At 39.1% G+C, this 20,491-nt stretch carries 24 protein-coding genes; 23 read left to right on the top strand and 1 reads right to left on the bottom strand.

Translation table 11 applies throughout. From position 1 onward, the window contains the following. The first annotated feature begins 25 nt into the window (after window positions 1-25). The 5 genes from BABA_RS09180 to fni all read left to right on the top strand — a co-directional run bounded on the left by BABA_RS09180 (window position 26) and on the right by fni (window position 3,955). Complete coding sequence (locus BABA_RS09180) at window positions 26-208, top strand: YpfB family protein (RefSeq protein WP_007084890.1); 183 nt, start codon at window positions 26-28, stop codon at window positions 206-208. 118 nt (window positions 209-326) lie between these two features. After that, window positions 327-1,001: a (d)CMP kinase gene (gene cmk / locus BABA_RS09175; RefSeq protein WP_007084889.1), complete on the top strand. Its 675-nt coding sequence runs from the start codon at window positions 327-329 to the stop codon at window positions 999-1,001. A 2-nt stretch (window positions 1,002-1,003) separates the two neighbouring features. Further along, window positions 1,004-1,585, top strand: coding sequence for a lysophospholipid acyltransferase family protein (locus tag BABA_RS09170; protein ID WP_007084888.1), 582 nt, complete (start codon window positions 1,004-1,006; stop codon window positions 1,583-1,585). Window positions 1,586-1,745: 160 nt separating this feature from the next. Continuing rightward, window positions 1,746-2,885: a 30S ribosomal protein S1 gene (gene rpsA / locus BABA_RS09165; RefSeq protein WP_007084887.1), complete on the top strand. Its 1,140-nt coding sequence runs from the start codon at window positions 1,746-1,748 to the stop codon at window positions 2,883-2,885. An 11-nt stretch (window positions 2,886-2,896) separates the two neighbouring features. Beyond that, complete coding sequence (gene fni / locus BABA_RS09160; RefSeq protein WP_040345816.1) at window positions 2,897-3,955, top strand: type 2 isopentenyl-diphosphate Delta-isomerase; 1,059 nt, start codon at window positions 2,897-2,899, stop codon at window positions 3,953-3,955. Between the two features lie 27 nt (window positions 3,956-3,982). Here fni and BABA_RS26465 read toward each other — a convergent pair whose 3' ends face one another. Continuing rightward, the gene (locus tag BABA_RS26465) at window positions 3,983-4,123 is read right to left on the bottom strand and encodes a YpzI family protein (RefSeq protein ID WP_007084885.1); all 141 of its coding nucleotides are present in this window, start codon (window positions 4,121-4,123) and stop codon (window positions 3,983-3,985) included. Between the two features lie 108 nt (window positions 4,124-4,231). Between BABA_RS26465 and BABA_RS09155 the strand changes: the two genes are divergently transcribed. From BABA_RS09155 to BABA_RS09070, 18 genes are all read left to right on the top strand, one after another. Next, window positions 4,232-4,840 (top strand): YphA family membrane protein, encoded by a 609-nt coding sequence (locus tag BABA_RS09155; protein ID WP_007084884.1) that lies wholly within the window; start codon window positions 4,232-4,234, stop codon window positions 4,838-4,840. A 167-nt stretch (window positions 4,841-5,007) separates the two neighbouring features. Beyond that, on the top strand, window positions 5,008-6,318 hold the full coding sequence (gene der, locus BABA_RS09150; protein ID WP_007084883.1) for a ribosome biogenesis GTPase Der: 1,311 nt from the start codon (window positions 5,008-5,010) through the stop codon (window positions 6,316-6,318). 22 nt (window positions 6,319-6,340) lie between these two features. Continuing rightward, window positions 6,341-7,396, top strand: a complete 1,056-nt coding sequence (locus BABA_RS09145) for an NAD(P)H-dependent glycerol-3-phosphate dehydrogenase (RefSeq protein ID WP_040345813.1) — start codon at window positions 6,341-6,343, stop codon at window positions 7,394-7,396. Window positions 7,397-7,778: 382 nt separating this feature from the next. Further along, on the top strand, window positions 7,779-7,964 hold the full coding sequence (locus tag BABA_RS09140) for a DUF2768 domain-containing protein (protein WP_007084881.1): 186 nt from the start codon (window positions 7,779-7,781) through the stop codon (window positions 7,962-7,964). A gap of 32 nt (window positions 7,965-7,996) precedes the next feature. Further along, window positions 7,997-8,707, top strand: a complete 711-nt coding sequence (locus BABA_RS09135; RefSeq protein ID WP_007084880.1) for a hypothetical protein — start codon at window positions 7,997-7,999, stop codon at window positions 8,705-8,707. A gap of 299 nt (window positions 8,708-9,006) precedes the next feature. Then, window positions 9,007-10,485, top strand: a complete 1,479-nt coding sequence (spoIVA, locus tag BABA_RS09130; RefSeq protein ID WP_007084879.1) for a stage IV sporulation protein A — start codon at window positions 9,007-9,009, stop codon at window positions 10,483-10,485. A gap of 353 nt (window positions 10,486-10,838) precedes the next feature. Continuing rightward, the gene (locus BABA_RS09125; protein WP_007084878.1) at window positions 10,839-11,111 is read left to right on the top strand and encodes an HU family DNA-binding protein; all 273 of its coding nucleotides are present in this window, start codon (window positions 10,839-10,841) and stop codon (window positions 11,109-11,111) included. Window positions 11,112-11,262: 151 nt separating this feature from the next. Beyond that, window positions 11,263-11,826, top strand: a complete 564-nt coding sequence (gene folE / locus BABA_RS09120; RefSeq protein WP_007084877.1) for a GTP cyclohydrolase I FolE — start codon at window positions 11,263-11,265, stop codon at window positions 11,824-11,826. A gap of 15 nt (window positions 11,827-11,841) precedes the next feature. Continuing rightward, on the top strand, window positions 11,842-12,078 hold the full coding sequence (gene mtrB, locus BABA_RS09115) for a trp RNA-binding attenuation protein MtrB (RefSeq protein WP_007084876.1): 237 nt from the start codon (window positions 11,842-11,844) through the stop codon (window positions 12,076-12,078). 208 nt (window positions 12,079-12,286) lie between these two features. Further along, complete coding sequence (locus BABA_RS09110; RefSeq protein WP_235749628.1) at window positions 12,287-13,108, top strand: heptaprenyl diphosphate synthase component 1; 822 nt, start codon at window positions 12,287-12,289, stop codon at window positions 13,106-13,108. Window positions 13,109-13,111: 3 nt separating this feature from the next. Next, the gene (locus tag BABA_RS09105) at window positions 13,112-13,816 is read left to right on the top strand and encodes a demethylmenaquinone methyltransferase (protein WP_007084874.1); all 705 of its coding nucleotides are present in this window, start codon (window positions 13,112-13,114) and stop codon (window positions 13,814-13,816) included. A gap of 43 nt (window positions 13,817-13,859) precedes the next feature. After that, the gene (gene hepT, locus BABA_RS09100; protein WP_007084873.1) at window positions 13,860-14,822 is read left to right on the top strand and encodes a heptaprenyl diphosphate synthase component II; all 963 of its coding nucleotides are present in this window, start codon (window positions 13,860-13,862) and stop codon (window positions 14,820-14,822) included. Between the two features lie 134 nt (window positions 14,823-14,956). Next, on the top strand, window positions 14,957-15,403 hold the full coding sequence (gene ndk, locus BABA_RS09095; RefSeq protein ID WP_007084872.1) for a nucleoside-diphosphate kinase: 447 nt from the start codon (window positions 14,957-14,959) through the stop codon (window positions 15,401-15,403). A 156-nt stretch (window positions 15,404-15,559) separates the two neighbouring features. Then, a complete protein-coding gene (gene aroC / locus BABA_RS09090; RefSeq protein WP_007084871.1) occupies window positions 15,560-16,732 on the top strand; it encodes a chorismate synthase in 1,173 nt (390 codons plus the stop codon). Continuing rightward, a complete protein-coding gene (gene aroB, locus BABA_RS09085; RefSeq protein ID WP_007084870.1) occupies window positions 16,732-17,802 on the top strand; it encodes a 3-dehydroquinate synthase in 1,071 nt (356 codons plus the stop codon). The genes aroC and aroB overlap by 1 nt, the downstream gene beginning before the upstream one ends. Window positions 17,803-17,823: 21 nt before the next feature. Further along, a complete protein-coding gene (gene aroH, locus BABA_RS09080) occupies window positions 17,824-18,195 on the top strand; it encodes a chorismate mutase (protein ID WP_007084869.1) in 372 nt (123 codons plus the stop codon). A 54-nt stretch (window positions 18,196-18,249) separates the two neighbouring features. After that, window positions 18,250-19,338, top strand: a complete 1,089-nt coding sequence (gene hisC, locus BABA_RS09075) for a histidinol-phosphate transaminase (RefSeq protein WP_007084868.1) — start codon at window positions 18,250-18,252, stop codon at window positions 19,336-19,338. 35 nt (window positions 19,339-19,373) lie between these two features. Then, window positions 19,374-20,480 (top strand): prephenate dehydrogenase, encoded by a 1,107-nt coding sequence (locus BABA_RS09070; protein WP_007084867.1) that lies wholly within the window; start codon window positions 19,374-19,376, stop codon window positions 20,478-20,480. Window positions 20,481-20,491 lie beyond the last annotated feature (11 nt).

Here is a 20,491-nt window from a genome sequence, read left to right as displayed (position 1 = left end):
ATATATGGGCATTGGAGTGATTTCAATGGAAAAGGTGGAAGGATTATTAGTAAAGATTGTAATTGTCCAGTTTATCTTTCTCTTCTTATCTCAGCTTTTGTTTCATCAATTGGATGTCTTTCCGCAAATTAAACAACTGACTAAATACGAAGGGGTAAACGAAGATATTTTTACAGAAATTATTCAAACCTTTCAAGGTGAAAAATAAAGCAGGCTGCCTGCTTTTTTTTATTGTTAAAATGCTAAAATAGGGGGGCATTTTAATAACTTATGGTAAAATATATAGAGACAGCTTATGAGACAAACTTTTTGCTTTAGGAGGATTTATGAAAAAGAGATTATCAATCGCAATTGATGGACCTGCTGCAGCCGGAAAGAGCACAGTAGCAAAAATCGTGGCGGAAAAACTATCATATGTATATATTGATACGGGTGCGATGTACCGGGCATTAACATATAAGGCTATTGTTAACCAACTGGAACTTAATGAGGAAGTTGCACTTTTAGACACGCTGCTTTCAACTGATATTAAACTCCTGCCTTCAAATAAAGGTCAACTAGTCTATCTTGACAATAAAGATGTTACAAATGAGATTCGTACATCAGAGGTAACCAATAATGTTTCCATCGTTTCCATCCATCCGAAGGTTCGCCGAGAAATGGTCAGAAGGCAGCAAGCATTCGCTACAGAAGGTGGTGTTGTGATGGATGGACGGGATATCGGAACGCATGTATTGCCAGAAGCGGAAGTAAAAGTATTTTTACTGGCAAGTGTTGAGGAAAGGGCGGAAAGACGATATACAGAAAATTTACAGAAAGGGTTCCCTTCCGATTTAGAAAAATTAAAAGAAGAAATTGCACGTAGAGATAAAATTGACTCGGAAAGAGATGTAGCTCCATTGAAAAAAGCCGATGATGCAATTGAAATCGACACCACCTCATTGACCATTCCTGAAGTTGTAGAAAAAATTATGGCTCTTGTGCACGAAAGGATTGGATAAGTGTGACGTTTTACGCATTTGCAAGGTCAGTGGTTTATACTGTTTTTAAACCGTGGTACAGGGTTGAAGCGATTGGAGTAGAAAATTTCCCTAAAGAGGGCGGCGTGTTGCTTTGCTCCAATCATATCCATAATTTTGATCCGATCATAGTTGGGATTATGGCTCCCAGGCCTATTCACTATATGGCGAAGGAAGAGGTTTTCAATGTCCCTGTTTTGGGGGCCATTGTTAGGAAATGTAATGCCTTCCCAGTAAAAAGAGGCTTAAGCGATCGGGAAGCACTTCGCACAGGCTTAAAGATTCTTAAAGAGGGCAACGTTTTCGGTCTTTTTCCAGAGGGGACTAGAAGCAAAACCGGAGAATTAGGGAAAGGTCTTTCCGGAGCAGGATTTTTTGCTTCAAGATCAGAAGCGCAGGTTGTTCCTTGTGCAGTTATAGGTCCTTATAAAAGTTTTAAAAAATTAAAAGTGGTTTATGGCAAACCAATTGATATGGACGAAATGAGAAAAACAAAAGCTTCAGCTGATCAGGTTACTGAATTAATTATGTCAGAAATTCATAAACTTATAAAAGAGCATCAATAGCTTCTGCTTGACAAAAAAGGTTATTTGTAAGAAGTTAATAAAAAGAGATTTTTTTTGAATATTCTCTGCAATTGGTTTATTTTATATGTGGTGTCTGCTGTGCTGCATTCGCCAGATCATATATAGATTTTTAGAGTAAATGGATTAAGGAGGAATACATATGTCGGAAGAATTAAATCAAGTAGAAGTGAAGAACTTTGAAATTGGGGATAAAGTAACCGGACAAGTTACGAAGGTAGAAGAAAAACAGGTACTTGTGGCTGTTCAAGGCAGTAAATTAGATGGAATTATCCCTATCAGTGAGTTATCTAGCCTTCATATTGAAAAAGCATCCGATGCCGCTGCTGAAGGCGATGAGTTAGAGCTGGAAGTTTTAAAAGTGGAGGAAGAAGCACTTATCCTTTCTAAAAGGAAAGTTGATGCAGAAAAAGCCTGGGATCATTTAGAACAGCAATTCCAAAATGGTGAAGTTTTTGAAACAGAGGTAAAAGACGTTGTTAAAGGCGGTTTGGTAGTGGATCTTGGTGTCCGTGGATTTGTTCCGGCCTCTTTAGTTGAAGCACATTTTGTCGAGGATTTCAGCGATTACAAAGGACGTTCACTTTCTTTTAAAATTGTGGAACTTGATAAAGAAAAGAACCGCTTAATCCTTTCGCATCGAGCAGTTGTGGAGCAAGAAAAGGGAAAACAAAAACAAAATATTCTTGGTGCGCTTAAAGCGGGTCAAGTAATCGATGGGACAGTTCAAAGAATTACTGATTTTGGGGCATTCGTTGATATCGGCGGTATCGACGGTCTAGTTCATATATCCCAATTATCCTATGAACATGTAGATAAACCAACAGACGTGGTTCATGAAGGTCAACAGGTTCAAGTAAAGGTATTAAGTGTCGATCGTGATAATGAAAGAATTTCTTTATCAATTAAGGAAACACTGCCTGGGCCATGGTCTAACATTTCTGAAAAAGCACCTAAAGGCAGTATTTTAGACGGTAAAGTAAAAAGATTAGTCTCATATGGTGCATTTGTCGAAGTTTTTCCTGGTGTAGAAGGTCTTGTTCATATTTCTCAAATTGCTCATAAACACATTGGAACGCCGCATGAGGTTCTAAAGGAAGGGCAAGAGGTTAAAGTTAAGGTACTTGATGCGAACGAACAAGATCAACGTCTGTCTTTAAGCATTAAAGAATTGCTTGAGAAAGAGGAAGAAGGAAATTTCGATTATGAACTTCCAGAGGAATCAAAAGGCTTTCAACTTGGTGAAGTTATTGGAGATAAGTTAAAGAATCTAAGAAAATAATGGTGATTTTTGTGTCTAGATCTGAACGAAAATGGGATCACATTCGCTTTGCCCTACAAAATAGGCAAAACAGTTCATCAGTTTTCGATGAAATCAAATTTATTCATCAAAGCTTACCGAATATCAGTGTGAACGATGTTCGATTAGACCACTCAATTGGCGAACTTTCTTTAAGTTCGCCAATTTTTATCAATGCGATGACTGGCGGCGGTGGAGAAAAAACCCATCGAATCAACAAAGAATTAGCAATTGCTGCCAAAAGTACTGGCCTGGCTATGGCTGTTGGTTCGCAAATGTCCGCTTTAAAGGATAAGGGTGAGCGATATACTTATGAGATCGTTCGAAAAGAGAACCCTAATGGGATCATAATAGCGAATTTAGGCAGCGAGGCAACAGTTGATCAAGCCAAGATGGCGATTGACATGGTTGCGGCCAATGCACTGCAAATCCATTTGAATGTTATACAAGAACTGACCATGCCAGAGGGTGATCGGGATTTTACTGATGCCTTAAAAAGAATTGATAATATTGTCAACAAGGTAGATGTTCCTGTTATTGTCAAAGAAGTAGGTTTTGGAGTGGGAAAGGAAACGGTTGAGTCTCTTTCATCAGTGGGTGTGGCTGCGGTTGATGTCGGCGGTGCTGGGGGAACAAATTTTGCAGAAATTGAAAATAAGCGGCGAGATAGAATGATCTCATTTTTTAATGAATGGGGTATCCCAACGCCAATCTCTATTATGGAAGCAGCAAATGCTTCTGAAAAAATATCCGTAATTGGCTCTGGTGGTTTTAATACTGGACTTGACATTGCTAAGGGGATCGCAATGGGGGCAAATGGGATTGGGATGGCAGGTTCTTTCTTGCAGATTCTTGTCGAGCAAGGGGTAGAAGCATTAGAGGAAGAAATCGAATCACTCCACAAAGAATTAGTTTTAATTATGACTTCTTTAGGAGCTAAAACCATTTCTGATTTACAAAAGGCTCCACTTATCATCTTCGGCGAAACGTTCCATTGGTTGAATCAAAGAGGAATCGATACAAAACAATATAGCCAGCGTAGGATAGAATAAAGCTCTCGCACCCGCGAGAGCTTTTTCTTATCTTTTTCCATCATTTAAACCCCGTGCCTCTTCAGGGCTTGAAAGCTTGGTTGCGCCTGGATAGTGTAACGCCTGATCGCGGTCTGACTCCACTCTTCTACTTGCTTTTAACTTTTTTTCTTGGCGGTCTTTTCCCATTCATCCACACCTCCTCTTAATAAGATGATTCACATTGGAAATATTATTCTAAGAAGTATTAAAGTACATAAAGATTACCAATAATGATAAGAATAGGAGGTGAATGATATGGAAGGCGCCATGTTTTATTGGATATGCTGGTCCTTTTGGGTATACCTGACATTTTTACAAAATAAAAAAAATCCATACCGGTTAAAACTATCAGCTATCATCCTCATTTTGCTGTTTTTATCTAATTTTCAGTTTGTGGCAGGGAGCTTTGAAATAAAGGCGGGTGGTTTGTTTTTATTAATCACTTCTTATTTCTTCTTAAGCGGGGAAAAACGTCGAGCAATCATCTATTATTTTATTTGTTCATTAATCGTGTCAATTGCTTATGTAACCTTCCATTTATTTGAGGTCTTTGATCCTGTTTGGATTATCTTTAAAAAGGAATGGATGATGGGAATTATTTTTGGATATCTTGTCATCCTATTGCAAAAAACATTAAAGGGACGATTGCTGATTATCATGATCGGCACCATGCAGGGAGAATTTTTATATGCGTTTATCTTAAATAAATTTCCTTTTCCATATCCAATTGGAGCTTTTGAGTATTTAGATGGTTGTGCCTTAATTGTTGTATTGCTCGTCGGTTGGAGCCTTTTGGAAAACGCAGGAAGTATCTCTCAAAATCATTTTCACTTTTTTGAAAAAGGAAAACAAAAATCGTCCTGAAAAGACTCTTATTAAGGTTTCCATTGCGGGAAAGGGTTAACATTGTTAAAATAATAAAGTTAGGCCCTTCTAGATGACAGAAGGGTTTCTTTACTTAATAAGAACTTATGGATGATTTGCTAACATAACAATAAATATTTTTAATATAAGAAAGGATGGCGATCAGAATGGTAAAACCAGTTATTGCCATTGTAGGACGTCCCAATGTTGGGAAATCAACGATTTTTAATCGAATTGCCGGTGAGCGTATTTCTATCGTGGAGGATATTCCAGGAGTAACAAGAGATAGAATTTACAGTTCCGGTGAGTGGTTGACGCATGAATTTAATATAATTGATACGGGTGGAATTGATATTGGTGATGAACCGTTTCTCGAGCAAATTCGTCAGCAGGCGGAAGTGGCGATTGATGAGGCAGACGTGATTATCTTCTTAACTAATGGACGAGAAGGAGTAACCGCTGCGGATGAAGAAGTGGCTAAAATATTATATAAATCTAAAAAGCCGATTGTTTTAGGGGTTAATAAAATCGATAACCCCGAAATGCGCGAACAAATTTATGATTTTTATGCACTTGGTTTCGGTGAACCCATCCCCATTTCCGGTTCACACGGTCTGGGACTTGGCGATTTATTGGACGAGGCAGCAAAACACTTTCCAAAAAACAAGCAATTAGATTATGATGATGATGTGGTCAAGTTTTCCTTAATTGGACGGCCTAACGTCGGAAAGTCATCACTTGTTAACGCTATTTTGGGCGAAGATCGTGTAATTGTCAGCGATATTGCCGGAACAACACGTGATGCCGTCGATTCACCCTATACGTATAATGGTGATAAATATGTCATTATTGATACCGCGGGAATTAGAAAAAAAGGTAAAGTATATGAAACAACAGAAAAATATAGTGTTCTCCGTGCGCTGAGGGCGATTGAACGTTCCGATGTCGTGCTTGTGGTTATTAATGCCGAAGAAGGGATCATTGAGCAGGACAAGAAGATTGCCGGATACGCCCATGAGGCAGGCCGTGCCGTTGTCATCGTGGTCAATAAATGGGATGCGATTGAAAAAGATGAGAAGACAATGAAAGAGCTAGAACAAAAGATTAGGGAACATTTTCTTTTTCTTAGTTATGCTCCAATTGTATTTTTATCTGCGAAAACGAAAAAGCGGATTCATACCCTGCTGCCAATGATCAATACTGCAAGTGAAAACCACTCCATGCGGGTTGAGACAAGTGTCTTAAATGACGTAATTATGGACGCAATTGCGATGAATCCGGCGCCGACTGACAAAGGGAAACGTTTGAAAATTTATTATGCGACCCAAGTGGCAATCAAGCCTCCTACATTTGTGGTCTTTGTCAATGAACCTGAATTAATGCATTTTTCCTATGAGCGCTTTCTTGAGAATCGAATTAGAGATGCTTTTGGATTCGAGGGAACCCCTATCAAAATTTATGCGAGAGAAAGAAAATAAAGATAAGGCGGGTGTACTTTTCATGCAGAATAAAAAAGCAGCCATAGCAGTTGTGGGCGCTGGGAGCTGGGGTACAGCTTTAGCAATTGTACTGGCAGATAATGCACATGAAGTTCGTCTATGGAGCCATAAGGAAGACCAGGTGAAGGAAATCAATGGGTTTCACACGAATAAAAAATATTTACCTGAAATTGCGCTGCCGGAATTGATTGTCGCCTATGCTTCCTTAAGTGATGCTTTAGCGGGAGTGGACACGGTTATCTTAGCGGTTCCGACTAAGGCCATACGTGAAGTTCTCGGGAAAATCCGTGCAGTACAAGCAGATTCCATTACAATTGCCCATGTAAGTAAAGGAATTGAGCCTGATACCCTTTTACGCATAACCGAAATGATCAAAGAAGAAATGCCAAAAGAACTCTTAAAAGATATTGTCGTCTTATCCGGCCCGAGTCACGCTGAAGAGGTTAGCCTCAGGCATCCCACAACGGTTACTGTCGCTTCTGAAAATATGGAGGCTGCTGAAAAAATCCAGGATTTATTTATCAACCATAATTTTCGTGTATACACGAATTCTGATGTAATCGGAGTTGAAATTGGCGGTGCCTTAAAGAATATCATTGCCTTAGCTGCCGGTATTACTGATGGGCTTGGCTATGGTGATAACGCCAAGGCAGCATTGATGACCCGTGGATTAGCGGAAATAGCCCGCCTTGGGACGAAAATGGGCGCCAATCCGTTAACGTTTTCCGGTCTAACAGGAATAGGTGATTTAATTGTTACCTGTACCAGCGTCCATTCAAGGAATTGGAGAGCCGGTAATTTGCTTGGTAAGGGACAAACGCTTGATGAAGTTCTTGATAATATGGGAATGGTTGTCGAGGGTGTCAGAACAACGAAAGCGGCCTATCAGCTTGCTAAAAAATATGATGTTAATATGCCAATAACCACGGTACTTTATAATGTTTTATTTAACGGTAAGAACGCTAAGGATGCTGTGGACGTGTTAATGGCCCGCGGAAAAACACATGAGATGGAAGATTTAGTAAATGTGCTGGATGAAAAGTATACTGAAGGCTAAAAATGTGCCCTTTTCTGATTAAATTAGGCATTCACATGACGCGCTTTTTACCTTTATTGCATACAATGCAACGAAGAAGCATCCTGGTAGGATGACGCTGGAGATTGGGTTATTTAGTCTAATGATCTGAAGTAGAGAATTCGCCCCTCTTTACTTCAGATTTTTTTGTTGAGTTAATAAACTTCGACTTTGAGAATTGTCCAGCTACAGCGCCCAGCAGCTAGTAGACTTCGCTCTTCTCCCTACGATAAGTCAACATCGAATCGCTTACGCTCTCCGTGTTTCCTTTATCTCAGTCGAAGCGCTCCAGTCTATACGCAGCTAAACGGGCGCTTTCGCTCTTCTTGTGCTATAATAGCAGTCGGAAAAGGGGGAATGAAGTTTGTCGCCAGGTATGATAAAAATGTGGATATCGGTCGCTGGTATGGCACTGATGTTTCTTGCGATCATAACGATTTATTTAAGCAGGTATAAGTTAAAAGGGGTTCTCCGGGTTATCACAGCGATTATTGCTTATGTATTTCTGGTTGTTGCCGGATTGAGCCTATTGATTGTATTCCTCGGTTAACGGGATTAACTACATAGATAAAAGGTGATTTTATGAAAAAAAAATGGCTGGGCATTTTTCTTGTTGTAACAGTGATGCTGTTATCGGGATGTATGTACCCAAAAGAAGAATTAGCGCAGAATCAAACCCCTTATAAAGATCAAATCCTAGCAGTTCAAACGGCTGTAGATGACTTTAAAAAGGACAATGGCGGTATTCTGCCAATTAAAACAAGGGATGCTGATACACCGATTTTTCAAAAATATCCGATTGAATTTAAAAAAATCGCCCCACAATATATGGCTGAACCGCCGGGAAATGCCTTTGAAAGCGGCGGCGTTTTTCAATACGTCCTAGTTGATGTGGAAACGAATCCAACTGTTAAGTTATTTGACCTGCGGATGACAGAAACTATCCGTGATATTAAATTAAGAATAAAATCTAACGGTTTTCCGCCCTATAAAAAACAGATAGCCAAAAATGTATTTTCGCTGGATTATAAACAATTAGGGTATGAGAAGCCGCCATATGTTGTTAGTCCATTCACTAACCAAAACCTCTCCTTGGTCGTAACAGGGGATGCTGAAGTATACGTGGATTACCGACCAGACCTTTATCAGGCACTCAAGAACACGAAAGCAGATCTAGAACCGGGTGAAGATATTCGCTTTATTTTAGTGAATGAATCGATGTTTGTTCCTGCATATTCCTTGCCTTACACGCTCGATTCCAAAGGTGAGGAGCCTGTATTTTTAGAAGAATAGTCATAACCCTTCTCCTATGAAATATATTGTAGGAGAAGGGTTTTTTTATGTAGAAAAATAATATCGTGGTAGGGGCTTTTATAGTTCCATACCCGTGACCATAGTTAGAAACCCTCCATAAAAACAAATGTTCAGCGAAATAAAGATAATCTTGCACCATGTGAATTTATAGTAAGGAGGTAAAAAATTTTAGAAAAGTGTCATAACTAGATAGGACAACGTCATAAACATATATTGTCCAAAAATACCTAAAATGGATGTTATTATCCCACTTTACTCTATGATCGGGAGGGGATCACTTGGAAAAGGTCGATATTTTTAAGGATATTGCCGAAAGAACTGGCGGTGATATTTATTTAGGAGTAGTAGGTGCTGTACGAACAGGAAAATCCACATTTATTAAAAAATTTATGGAGCTTGTTGTTTTACCGAATATACACAGTGAAGCAGAAAGATCACGGGCACTTGATGAGCTGCCGCAAAGTGCTGCCGGAAAAACAATTATGACAACTGAGCCTAAATTTGTCCCAAATCAGGCAGCAACTGTTCATGTTGACGAGGGCCTGAATGTTAATATCAGACTTGTGGATTGTGTCGGGTACACCGTACCGGGGGCTAAAGGCTATGAGGATGAAAATGGGCCGCGAATGATTACCACCCCTTGGTATGAAGAGCCGATCCCATTTCATGAAGCCGCTGAAATTGGCACAAGAAAAGTCATCCAAGAACATTCCACCATTGGAGTAGTGGTTACAACTGATGGAACTATTGGTGAGATTCCACGAAGTAACTACATTGAGGCGGAAGAAAGAGTGATTAATGAGCTGAAGGAGGTTGGCAAGCCATTTATTATGGTGGTGAACAGTGCGCAGCCATACCACCCAAGCACTGAAACACTAAGATCAAGTTTAGCTGAAAAATATGATATCCCTGTTATCGCCATGAGTGTGGAAAGCATGCGTGACAGCGACGTCCTCAATGTCCTTCGGGAGGCACTATATGAGTTTCCAGTACTTGAAGTCAATGTCAACTTGCCAAGCTGGGTAATGGTCTTGAGGGAAAACCATTGGCTCCGCGAAAGCTATCAAGAGGCAGTGAAAGAAACAGTAAAAGATATCAAGAGATTACGAGATGTGGACTATGTTGTCCAGCAGTTTAGTGACTTTGAATTCATTGAACGGGCGGGTTTAGCCGGTATTGAGATGGGTACAGGGGTGGCTGAAATTGATTTAATTGCCCCGGATGAATTATATGATGATATTTTAAAAGAAATTGTCGGGGTAGAAATCAGAGGAAAGGATCATCTTCTGGAACTTATGCAGGATTTTGCTCATGCAAAAGCAGAGTATGATCATATTGCCGATGCTATAAAAATGGTGAAACAAACGGGATACGGGATTGCCTCACCAAGTTTAGCTGATATGAGTCTGGAAGAACCGGAAATCATACGTCAGGGTGCAAGGTTTGGGGTAAGGCTAAGAGCCGTGGCACCATCGATACACATGATAAAAGTCGATGTAGAATCGGAATTTGCCCCCATTATCGGTACCGAAAAGCAAAGCGAGGAGCTAGTCCGCTACCTCATGCAGGATTTCGAGGACGATCCATTATCAATTTGGAATTCTGATATCTTCGGGCGCAGTTTAAGTTCTATTGTCCGTGAGGGAATCCAAGCCAAGCTTTCCTTAATGCCGGAGAATGCAAGATATAAACTAAAAGAAACATTAGAAAGAATCATAAACGAAGGATCTGGTGGCTTAATTGCCATTATCCTTTAGCCTTCGACTCCCATTCGGAGTCTTTTTTTTGTCAATTTTCTTATCAAAAAAGCGGAATTTGGTAGAATTTTGTTGAATGAAAGAAAAGATTACCATTATTTCATGAAATCTTCTTGATATGCTGAATTGATTATGATAATCTTTTAACAGAATTACGTTATAGTGCTTGAACCCCTTATTTCATAGGGTTTTCAATAAAAAAGTAGATTTACCTTAATGATAGTGGTCATAATGTATTAATTTGGTAATAAAACCGCGCTATGACGTATAGAAATTAGAAAAATTGTTTAGAAATGTAGATAAGTAATCTTATTTACGAATCTTGATAATTTATTTGGGAGGAGGTGAATGGCATGAACAAGACAGAACTTATTAATGCAGTAGCTGAAGCAAGCGAGCTTTCTAAAAAGGACGCTACAAAAGCAGTTGATGCTGTTTTTGATGCGATTTTAGATGCTTTAAAAAATGGTGATAAGGTACAATTAATCGGTTTTGGTAACTTTGAAGTACGCGAGCGCGCAGCGCGTAAAGGGCGTAACCCTCAAACAGGCGATGAAATTGAAATCGCTGCAAGCAAAGTACCAGCTTTCAAACCAGGTAAAGCGCTTAAAGACGCAGTAAAATAATTACATAAATTATTGCTTTAAGCGGCATGCTAAAGCAAAAAGGTCATGGAGAAAGTCCATGGCCTTTTTTCTTTTTTGCCTGCAAAGATGGGATTATGCTAATATGTAGTTGTTGTCTATACTTGATTGATATACATAGGAGGAATTCAGTATGCCAGAAGTGAACCGTGCCCAAATTGAAGATGCGGTACGTTTAATATTAGAAGCAATTGGTGAAAACCCGAATAGAGAAGGATTGCTTGATACACCAAAAAGAGTGGCGAAAATGTATGAAGAAGTGTTCAGCGGATTAAATGAGGATCCAAAGCAGCATTTTGAAACTATTTTTAGCGAAGACCACGAAGAACTAGTTTTAGTGAAGGATATCCCTTTTTATTCAATGTGTGAACACCACCTTGTCCCATTCTTTGGTAAAGCGCATGTTGCTTATATTCCGCGAAATGGTCGTGTTACAGGATTAAGTAAATTAGCACGTGCAGTTGAAGCGGTAGCCAAGAGACCACAACTTCAAGAACGGATTACCTCGACCATAGCAGAAAGCATGATGGAGAAGTTAGAGCCGCATGGGGTAATGGTCGTAGTCGAAGCAGAGCATATGTGCATGACAATGCGCGGTGTTAAAAAACCTGGCTCTAAAACAGTAACTACAGCAGTTCGCGGTGTTCTTGCAGATGATGCCATCGCCCGCTCTGAAGTACTCTCCTTAATTAAATAATATGAGGTGTTTATAATGGAAAAGCGCAATCAGCAAAATAATGATTACATCGTCATAAAAGCAATTGATGATGGTGTCAATGTCATTGGATTAACCAGAGGAACAGATACGAAATTCCATCATTCAGAAAAGCTTGATAAAGGAGAAGTACTGATTGCTCAATTTACTGAGCATACTTCAGCAATAAAAATTAGGGGAAACGCAAAAATTCTGACTCAGTTTGGTGAACTCGAAAGCGAAACAAAGAAATAAGAACCTCCTCTTTATTGAAATGGGGAATAATTCAAAGTCACATACAGATGTTTATTTTGTGAATTTCTGCCCATATGATGCCTTTTATGTTATAATGATGTCTGCCTTATAGAAGTCAGATGATTATTTTCCTTCTTTTTATGGGCATGAATTTTTCCTTTAAATAAAAAATAAAGATACATAAATATTTAACTTCGGGGAAGCAAGGGTGATTAGCGTGCAGGATATTCGACAAAAATATACAATTATTAGGGAGCAGATTGAAAAAAGGGCTTTTGACTCCTATTTGCTCACATATATTGAAACTCCTATTATTGACGAAGATAAGCTCCTTATCCTCATCTCCATAATGGACCGACTCGAATTGTCCTTTAACGAAATCAAGAACTATGCATTGTCAACGATGTTAATACAAATTGCCCTTGATACCCATGAACATATTTCCAATTCAACAAAGGATGAAAAAGGTCGTCAATTAACTGTTCTTGCCGGTGATTATTTCAGTGGTTTGTATTATAAATTACTTGCTGAATCGGAAGATATCATGATGATTAAATCACTTTCAAAAGGGGTAAAAGAAGTCAACGAAAATAAGGTTTTTATTTACCATAATAAACCTGAGGGAATAGAAAAATTGATGGCAAGCATCATGCGGATAGAAAGTGCCTTACTTACAAAGCTCTCCGAATATTTTAAAGTGGATTTTTGGAATGACTTCCTTGCTCATTTATTTTTATTTAAACGGTTATTGCATGAGAAAAAGCAATATTTTCTTTCGGAAAGCTCCGTTTTGTTTGAAACATTGAAAACTATGAGCTTCCCTGGAAATAAATTAAGGTTGGAAGAATTATCAAGCGGACAACGGAATCATTTAGTACAGATTTGCGACAACTATCTAGAACTTTCGAAAGAAGTGATAGAAAGAGGATTAAAACAGCTTCCTTACTTAAATGACATGCTTGAAAAGAAGGTTACGTTTTTGTTGAATCAATATCAGCCAAATGCGAAAACTTTTGTGGAAGAAGGGTAAAACATGCAGCAATCGAAAGAACAGCGCGTTCACAATGTGTTTGAAAAGATATCTGATAACTATGATAAAATGAACTCGGTTATTAGTTTTCAGCAGCACATCAAGTGGCGGAAAGACACCATGAAAAGAATGAATGTTCAGCCTGGTTCAAAAGCTCTCGATGTTTGTTGCGGAACGGCCGATTGGACCATTGCCTTAGCTGAAGCAGTTGGCTCTAAAGGTGAGGTAACGGGTTTAGACTTTAGTCAAAATATGTTAAATGTGGGGATTGAAAAGGTTAAAGACCTTGGGCTTGAACAGGTAAAGCTGATTCACGGCAATGCAATGGAACTTCCTTTTCCTGATAATAGCTTTGATTATGTTACAATTGGCTTTGGATTAAGGAATGTCCCGGATTATCTGCAGGTATTGAAAGAAATGCATCGCGTGGTAAAACCAGGTGGTATTGCTGTCTGTCTTGAGACATCACAGCCTACCTTAATCGGATATAAACAACTTTACTATTTTTATTTCCGCTTCATCATGCCATTATTCGGAAAGTTGTTAGCGAAGAGCTTTAGGGAATATGCATGGCTTCATGAATCAGCACGTGATTTTCCTGGAATGAGGGAACTTGCCAAAATGTTTGAACAAGCAGGCTTTAAAGATGTGAAGTTCAAGGGTTATAGTGGCGGTGCGGCAGCTGTGCATATTGGCAAAAAAAAATAATTCATTTAAGTTGAAGACAGGATGAAAAGCTGGGTGAATACAAATGAAATTAAAAATGATGTATTCATTTTTGAATTCGGATATTAACATAATCGAAAAAGAATTGGAAGAGACAATCAAAACTGAGTCTAATCTTTTGAAACAGGCGTCCATGCATACATTACAAGCCGGAGGAAAAAGAATTCGTCCTGTTTTTGTTTTACTTGCAGGTAAATTTGGCCATTATGATATACATGTAATGAAAAATGTCGCTGTTGCTCTTGAACTCATTCATATGGCATCCCTTGTCCATGATGATGTGATTGATGACGCTGATCTTCGCAGAGGCCAGCCAACAGTTAAATCAAAATGGGATAATAAAATCGCAATGTATACCGGCGACTTTGTTTTTGCCCTTGCTTTAGAATTAATGACAAATATCGAAAACCCTGCTGCCCATAAAATTTTAGCAAATACCATGGTTGAAGTGAGCGTGGGGGAAATTCAGCAGATAAAAGATAAATACCGATTTAATCAAAACCTTCGAGATTATCTTCGTCGAATCAAAAGGAAAACAGCCTTGTTAATTGCTGTCAGCTGCCAATTAGGGGCAATTGCCTCGGGTGTTGAAGAAGCCCTCCATAAGAGGCTTTACCGTTTTGGCTATTATGTGGGAATGTCCTATCAAATCATCGATGATATATTAGATTTTACTTCAACGGAGAAGGCATTAGGAAAACCTGCAGGCAGTGATCTGTTACAAGGGAATATTACGGCTCCGGCTCTTTACGCAATGGAAATGGGCGAGATCAAGAGGGAAATTGAAAAGGTTAACGAGAATATGGCTCCTGAGGATATTTCTAACATCATTTCCCTTATCAAACAATCTGGTGCTATCGAAAAGTCATTTGCTTTAAGTGATCAATATTTAAAAAAAGCTTTGACTATTTTAGAAGAACTTCCGGAAAATAAAGCTAAAAAAACACTGCGGGATATTGCGAAATATATTGGCAGACGAAAATTCTAACGTAAGTCTTTGAATGGCACAAAGGAAAATCAGATTTTTCTATGTTGCTAAATATTCAAAAAAGTGATAACATTTTCCATGGATTGTTCTCGGAAGAAACAATCAATATACATAATCAATTAGGAGTGGAATTCATGGAAAAAACTTTTTTAATGGTCAAGCCTGATGGCGTTCAGCGTAATCTTATTGGTGAAATCGTTGCACGATTTGAGAGAAAGGGCTTCCAATTAGTCGGAGCTAAATTAATGAGCATTCCAACTGAACTTGCTGAAGAACATTATGGTGAACATAAGGAACGCCCATTCTTTGGTGAACTTGTAGATTTCATTACATCCGGTCCTGTTTTTGCAATGGTATGGCAAGGAGAAAATGTAATTGCAACTGCCCGCCAAATGATGGGAGCAACTAATCCAAAGGATGCTGCGCCTGGTACTATTCGCGGAGATTTTGGCCTAACAGTTGGTAAGAATGTGATTCATGGCTCTGATTCACCTACAAGCGCAGAGCGTGAAATCGGCTTGTTTTTTAAAGATACTGGAGTAGTTGAGTACTCTAAGTTAGTAAACGAATGGATTTATTAATCTAACCTAAAAAGGCACTTGTATATCACTATACAAGCGCTTTTTTTGTACGCGTTTACAAAAATTTTCTGAATTATTATACTATGTTTATTAAGCATGATATGATATATTGATACATAATTTCTTTAATGAGTTGAAGGGGGAAAGAGTATGGGAATGAGATACCTAACGGCTGGGGAATCCCATGGGCCGCAGCTGACAACAATTTTAGAGGGCCTGCCAGCAGGGATGCCGCTTGAGGCCACAGATATTAACGATGAACTGGCTAGACGTCAAAAAGGCCATGGCCGTGGAAGACGCATGCAAATAGAAAAAGATACAGCAGAAATTGTTTCTGGTGTTCGTCATGGAAAAACACTCGGGTCTCCAATTGCTTTAGTAGTGAAAAACAATGACTGGAAGCACTGGACAAAAATTATGGGTATTGAGGCGATTGAAGAAGGAGAAGAGGAAGAAATAAAACGAAAGGTAACGCGGGCAAGACCTGGTCATGCCGATTTAAATGGCGCGATTAAATATGGCCACAGGGATATGAGAAATGTACTGGAACGATCCTCAGCACGAGAGACAACCGTTCGCGTGGCAGCAGGTGCTGTTGCCAAGAAGCTTTTATCTTTAGTTGGGATTGAGCTTGTAGCACATGTTATCGAAATTGGTGGAATTAAAGCAAATGTAGATTCTTCTTTGTCGACAACTGAGTTAAAAGAACGAACAGAAAGTTCTCCTGTAAGAGTTGCTGACCCAAATGTAGAACAGGAAATGATGAATGCAATCGACGAAGCAAAGAAAAATGGTGACTCTATTGGCGGGGTAGTTGAGGTTATTGCAACGGGAATGCCGGCAGGAGTGGGGAGCTATGTTCATTACGATCGTAAATTAGATGGGAAATTAGCAGCAGCCATTATGAGTATTAATGCCTTTAAAGGTGTAGAGATTGGTATTGGGTTTGAAGCGGCAAGAAAACCTGGAAGTGAAGTCCATGATGAGATTCTTTGGGACAAGGAAAGAGGATATTACCGCAAAACAAACCGGCTTGGCGGGTTTGAAGGCGGAATGACTACTGGAATGCCAATTGTCGTGAGAGGCGTAATGAAACCAATCCCAACACTTTATAAACCATTAATGAGTGTTGATATCGAAACGAAAGAGCCGTTTGCGGCGAGCGTTGAACGTTCTGACAGCTGTGCTGTACCTGCTGCAGCAGTTGTTGCAGAGCATGTCGTTGCCTGGGAGCTTGCAAACGCCCTTATTGAACAATTTTACAGTGACCGATTTGAAACCTTTGCCGATGAAATTAATAGGCAGCGTGAATATGCGAGGGATTTTTAATGGAAACCATTCAAATCCAAACAGCGTCCAAAAAATATCCTGTCTTTGTTGGAGAAGGGGTTAGAAAGGAACTTGGCACATTCTTATCCACCCATTTTACTAATCTAACAAGAGTATTAATTATGACAGATGAAACGGTTGAGAAACTGCATCTTGAAAAATTATTGGTCGTTTTGAAAGAATGGAATCCCGTTATTTTTACCGCACCAAGCGGGGAAAAGGCAAAAACCTTTGAAGTATATTATGATGCCCTTTCTGCGGCACTTGAGAATCGATTGGATCGAAAATCCGTCATTCTTTCATTTGGCGGTGGTGCTGTTGGTGACCTGTCAGGGTTCGTCGCTGCTTCCTTTATGAGGGGAATTCCTTTTATTCAAATCCCAACTACTATCCTTGCCCATGATAGTGCTGTCGGTGGAAAAGTGGCCATCAATCACCCCTTAGGTAAAAATATGATTGGTGCATTTCATCAGCCAGAAGCAGTATTTTATGACCTTGAATTATTAAAAACGCTGCCAATCCAAGAAGTTCGCTCAGGGTTTGCTGAGGTTATTAAACACGCGCTAATTGCTGATTCTGATTTCTATCTTTGGCTAAAAACCAATATACATGATTTGAATTCTTTACCATTATCGCAATTATCGGATTCCTTAGTAAAAGGGATCAGGATAAAAAACGAATTTGTTTCCCAGGATGAAAGAGAAACTGGTGTACGCGTCTTTTTGAATTTAGGACATACACTTGGACATGCCATTGAATCTGAAATGGGATATGGAAATTTTACTCATGGTGAAGCGGTTATGATTGGAATGATTTATGCTTTAAAATTAAGTAACAAATTGCTGGGAATGAACTTTCAATTATCTGAGTTTGTTGATTGGGTTAAATCACTGGGATATGAGACTGACATACCCGGACAGCTTTCATTTGAGCGTTTGATTAGCAAAATGAAACAGGATAAGAAATCAGTAGGCGAGTCTATTCGATTTGTGCTGCTGGATAGTGTAGGGCAGCCTAGACTTGAGGAAATATCTGAATCGGTATTATTGAATGAATTAAAAAGTTTTTAAATTTAAGGGGGATTTTTTACCATGATTAGAGGGGTGAGGGGAGCAACGACGGTCAGTGAAAATACTGAGGAAGACATTCTCGATGCCACAGGGGAGCTCTTTGCGAAAATGATTGAAGCCAATCATATTCAACCGGATTCCGTCGCCTCCGTATTTATTTCAACCACAGAAGACATTAATGCTGTCTTTCCGGCAAAGGCAATGAGGAAATTTGCAGGATGGACGTATGTGCCTGTCGTGTGTATGAGGGAAATACCTGTAGTTAATTCTTTAAAAATGTGTGTCAGAGTAATGATGCATGTGAATACAAGCGTCCCGCAGGAAGAAATAGTTCATGTCTATTTAAAAGGGGCAAAAGTATTAAGACCTGACCTTGGCAGCAGTTTAGTGTAATAAAAGATTTGTTAAGAAAAAAACAAGATGTTCGATACGAAGGGAGTAGGAAAAATGAGATGGAAAGAACAATTATTATCATTGACTCCTTATCAGCCAGGAAAATCAATTGAGGCAGTAAAAAAACAATTTAACTTGGATAAGATTGTTAAGCTAGCTTCAAATGAAAATCCTTTTGGATGCTCTCAAGAGGTGCTTGCAGCTCTTGAATCCTATCAAACAAGTTTAGCAATCTATCCTGACGGATATGCTACTCATTTAAGAGAGACACTTTCGGTGTTTTTGCAGGTTGAAAAGGATGAAATCATTTTAGGAAATGGTTCTGATAATTTGATTCAAATGATTTCTAGAGCCCTGCTTCATCCAAATGCCAGTACGATTATGGCTGATCAGACATTTTCTCAATATAAGCACAACGCTGTAATAGATGGGGCAATAATTAAGGAAATACCTCTTGTCGAAGGAAACCATAATTTAGATGCGATGCTTGAAGCTATTGACGAAACAACAAACGTCATCTGGCTTTGCAGCCCAAATAACCCAACGGGTACATATATACCGGAACATAAATTAATCCCATTTTTAGAACAGGTTCCTTCACACATTCTTATTGTGCTGGATGAGGCTTATTATGAATATGTAGTAGCAGAAGATTACTACAATTCCATCAGCCTGACACGGAAATATGACAACCTTATTGTCCTTAGAACTTTTTCAAAAATATACGGACTTGCTGCATTAAGGGTTGGCTATGGGGTGGCTAACCGTTCTATTGTCAAGGCCCTTGAGCCAGCTAGGGAGCCGTTTAATGTCAATTCACTAGGTCAATTAGCAGCTAGTGAAGCTATTAAGGATCAAGGGTTTGTCGAAGATTGCAAAGAGAAAAATAGACAAGGTGTGGCACAGTTTTATGAATTCTGCGAACAGCACCAGCTGGACTATTATCCTACGCAAACCAATTTTATCTTAATTGATTTTAAAGTGGATGGAGATAAGATTTTCCAATATTTGCAAGAGAGAGGATATATCGTCCGTTCTGGAAATGCTCTCGGCTTTCCGACAGCAGTTAGAATTACCGTTGGTTCTTCTGAACAAAACGAAGGTGTCCTAACGGCATTGAGCGAATTTTTAGAGGCAAACTGAGGAGAGTAGTTTGCACTAACTAGGGGGATTTAAAATTGAATGGCCGGGTTTTTGTGATTGGCTTAGGATTAATTGGTGGTTCCTTAGCCTTATGTATCAAAAAGGAACATCAGGATGCCGTGGTTGTAGGATTTGATATAAATAGTGAACAGGCAAGGCTTGCAAAAATGCTGGGTGTCATTGATGAAATTGCCGGGAATATTTCTGATGGCGCTATTGATGCTGATTTAATCATTATTGCCGCACCCGTAAATGAAACAAAGGAAATTATTCAGCTATTAGCTGAACTTCCTCTTAATCCAAAGGTAATTGTGACAGATACAGGAAGTACAAAAAGCAAAATTGTCGAAAGCGCCGCTAGCTTATTGCAAAAGGGAATAACTTTTATTGGCGGCCACCCAATGGCGGGTTCACATAAAAGTGGTGTTTCCGCGGCAAAGGAAATTTTATTTGAAAACGCATTTTACTTGTTAACTCCTGGAAATCTAATTGAAGAATACAAAGTTGAGTTATTAAAAGAATGGCTAATTGGAACAAATGCAAAATTTTTAACTGTCACACCAGAAAACCATGATTATCTAACAGGGGTTGTGAGTCATTTTCCTCATATTATCGCGGCGTCGATTGTCAGACAAACTGAAAAAATAGCGGAAGCAGAAAGTCTCATTCCCCGTCTCGCTGCAGGCGGATTCAGAGATATCACGCGGATTGCTTCAAGCAGTCCGGAAATGTGGAAGGATATTTTGCTGCATAACCGTGATACATTAATTGAACTGCTTGATCAATGGCAGGACGAAATGAATGGGATTAAAACACTACTGGAAAAAGAAAAAAGTGATGCTATATTAGATTATTTTAAACAGGCTAAGAAATTTCGTGACGGATTACCGCAGAAAGAAAAAGGAGCTATTCCTGCATTTTACGATTTATTTGTCGATATCCCCGATTACCCAGGTGTGATTTCCGAAATAACCGGTTATTTAGCAAAGGAAAATATCAGTATCACAAATATTCGTATTCTGGAAACTCGTGAAGATATTATTGGAGTTTTAGTCATAAGCTTTCAAACAGAAGAGGATCGGCAAAAGGCTGAACGATGTATTGGAATTTATACAAGCTTTGCAACATCCGTAGGCACATAAAATGATTGTAA

The organism is Neobacillus bataviensis LMG 21833 (genome assembly GCF_000307875.1).
In the GTDB taxonomy this organism is placed as follows: Bacteria; Bacillota; Bacilli; order Bacillales; family Cytobacillaceae; genus Neobacillus; species Neobacillus bataviensis.
Note: the sequence above shows the minus strand (reverse complement) of the source record. Positions and strands in the feature narration are given on the sequence as shown.

What these genes read in the sequence shown, in the direction of transcription:
- BABA_RS09135 (WP_007084880.1), top strand. Translation starts at nt 7,997, where the DNA reads ATGAAAAAAAAATGGCTGGGCATTTTTCTTGTTGTAACAGTGATGCTG.
- BABA_RS26465 (WP_007084885.1), bottom strand. Translation starts at nt 4,123, where the DNA reads ATGGGAAAAGACCGCCAAGAAAAAAAGTTAAAAGCAAGTAGAAGAGTG.
- BABA_RS09105 (WP_007084874.1), top strand. Translation starts at nt 13,112, where the DNA reads ATGCAGCAATCGAAAGAACAGCGCGTTCACAATGTGTTTGAAAAGATA.
- cmk (WP_007084889.1), top strand. Translation starts at nt 327, where the DNA reads ATGAAAAAGAGATTATCAATCGCAATTGATGGACCTGCTGCAGCCGGA.
- der (WP_007084883.1), top strand. Translation starts at nt 5,008, where the DNA reads ATGGTAAAACCAGTTATTGCCATTGTAGGACGTCCCAATGTTGGGAAA.
- hepT (WP_007084873.1), top strand. Translation starts at nt 13,860, where the DNA reads ATGAAATTAAAAATGATGTATTCATTTTTGAATTCGGATATTAACATA.
- ndk (WP_007084872.1), top strand. Translation starts at nt 14,957, where the DNA reads ATGGAAAAAACTTTTTTAATGGTCAAGCCTGATGGCGTTCAGCGTAAT.
- BABA_RS09180 (WP_007084890.1), top strand. Translation starts at nt 26, where the DNA reads ATGGAAAAGGTGGAAGGATTATTAGTAAAGATTGTAATTGTCCAGTTT.
- aroH (WP_007084869.1), top strand. Translation starts at nt 17,824, where the DNA reads ATGATTAGAGGGGTGAGGGGAGCAACGACGGTCAGTGAAAATACTGAG.
- aroB (WP_007084870.1), top strand. Translation starts at nt 16,732, where the DNA reads ATGGAAACCATTCAAATCCAAACAGCGTCCAAAAAATATCCTGTCTTT.
- mtrB (WP_007084876.1), top strand. Translation starts at nt 11,842, where the DNA reads ATGGAAAAGCGCAATCAGCAAAATAATGATTACATCGTCATAAAAGCA.
- rpsA (WP_007084887.1), top strand. Translation starts at nt 1,746, where the DNA reads ATGTCGGAAGAATTAAATCAAGTAGAAGTGAAGAACTTTGAAATTGGG.
- BABA_RS09125 (WP_007084878.1), top strand. Translation starts at nt 10,839, where the DNA reads ATGAACAAGACAGAACTTATTAATGCAGTAGCTGAAGCAAGCGAGCTT.
- BABA_RS09145 (WP_040345813.1), top strand. Translation starts at nt 6,341, where the DNA reads ATGCAGAATAAAAAAGCAGCCATAGCAGTTGTGGGCGCTGGGAGCTGG.
- BABA_RS09155 (WP_007084884.1), top strand. Translation starts at nt 4,232, where the DNA reads ATGGAAGGCGCCATGTTTTATTGGATATGCTGGTCCTTTTGGGTATAC.
- hisC (WP_007084868.1), top strand. Translation starts at nt 18,250, where the DNA reads ATGAGATGGAAAGAACAATTATTATCATTGACTCCTTATCAGCCAGGA.
- aroC (WP_007084871.1), top strand. Translation starts at nt 15,560, where the DNA reads ATGAGATACCTAACGGCTGGGGAATCCCATGGGCCGCAGCTGACAACA.
- folE (WP_007084877.1), top strand. Translation starts at nt 11,263, where the DNA reads ATGCCAGAAGTGAACCGTGCCCAAATTGAAGATGCGGTACGTTTAATA.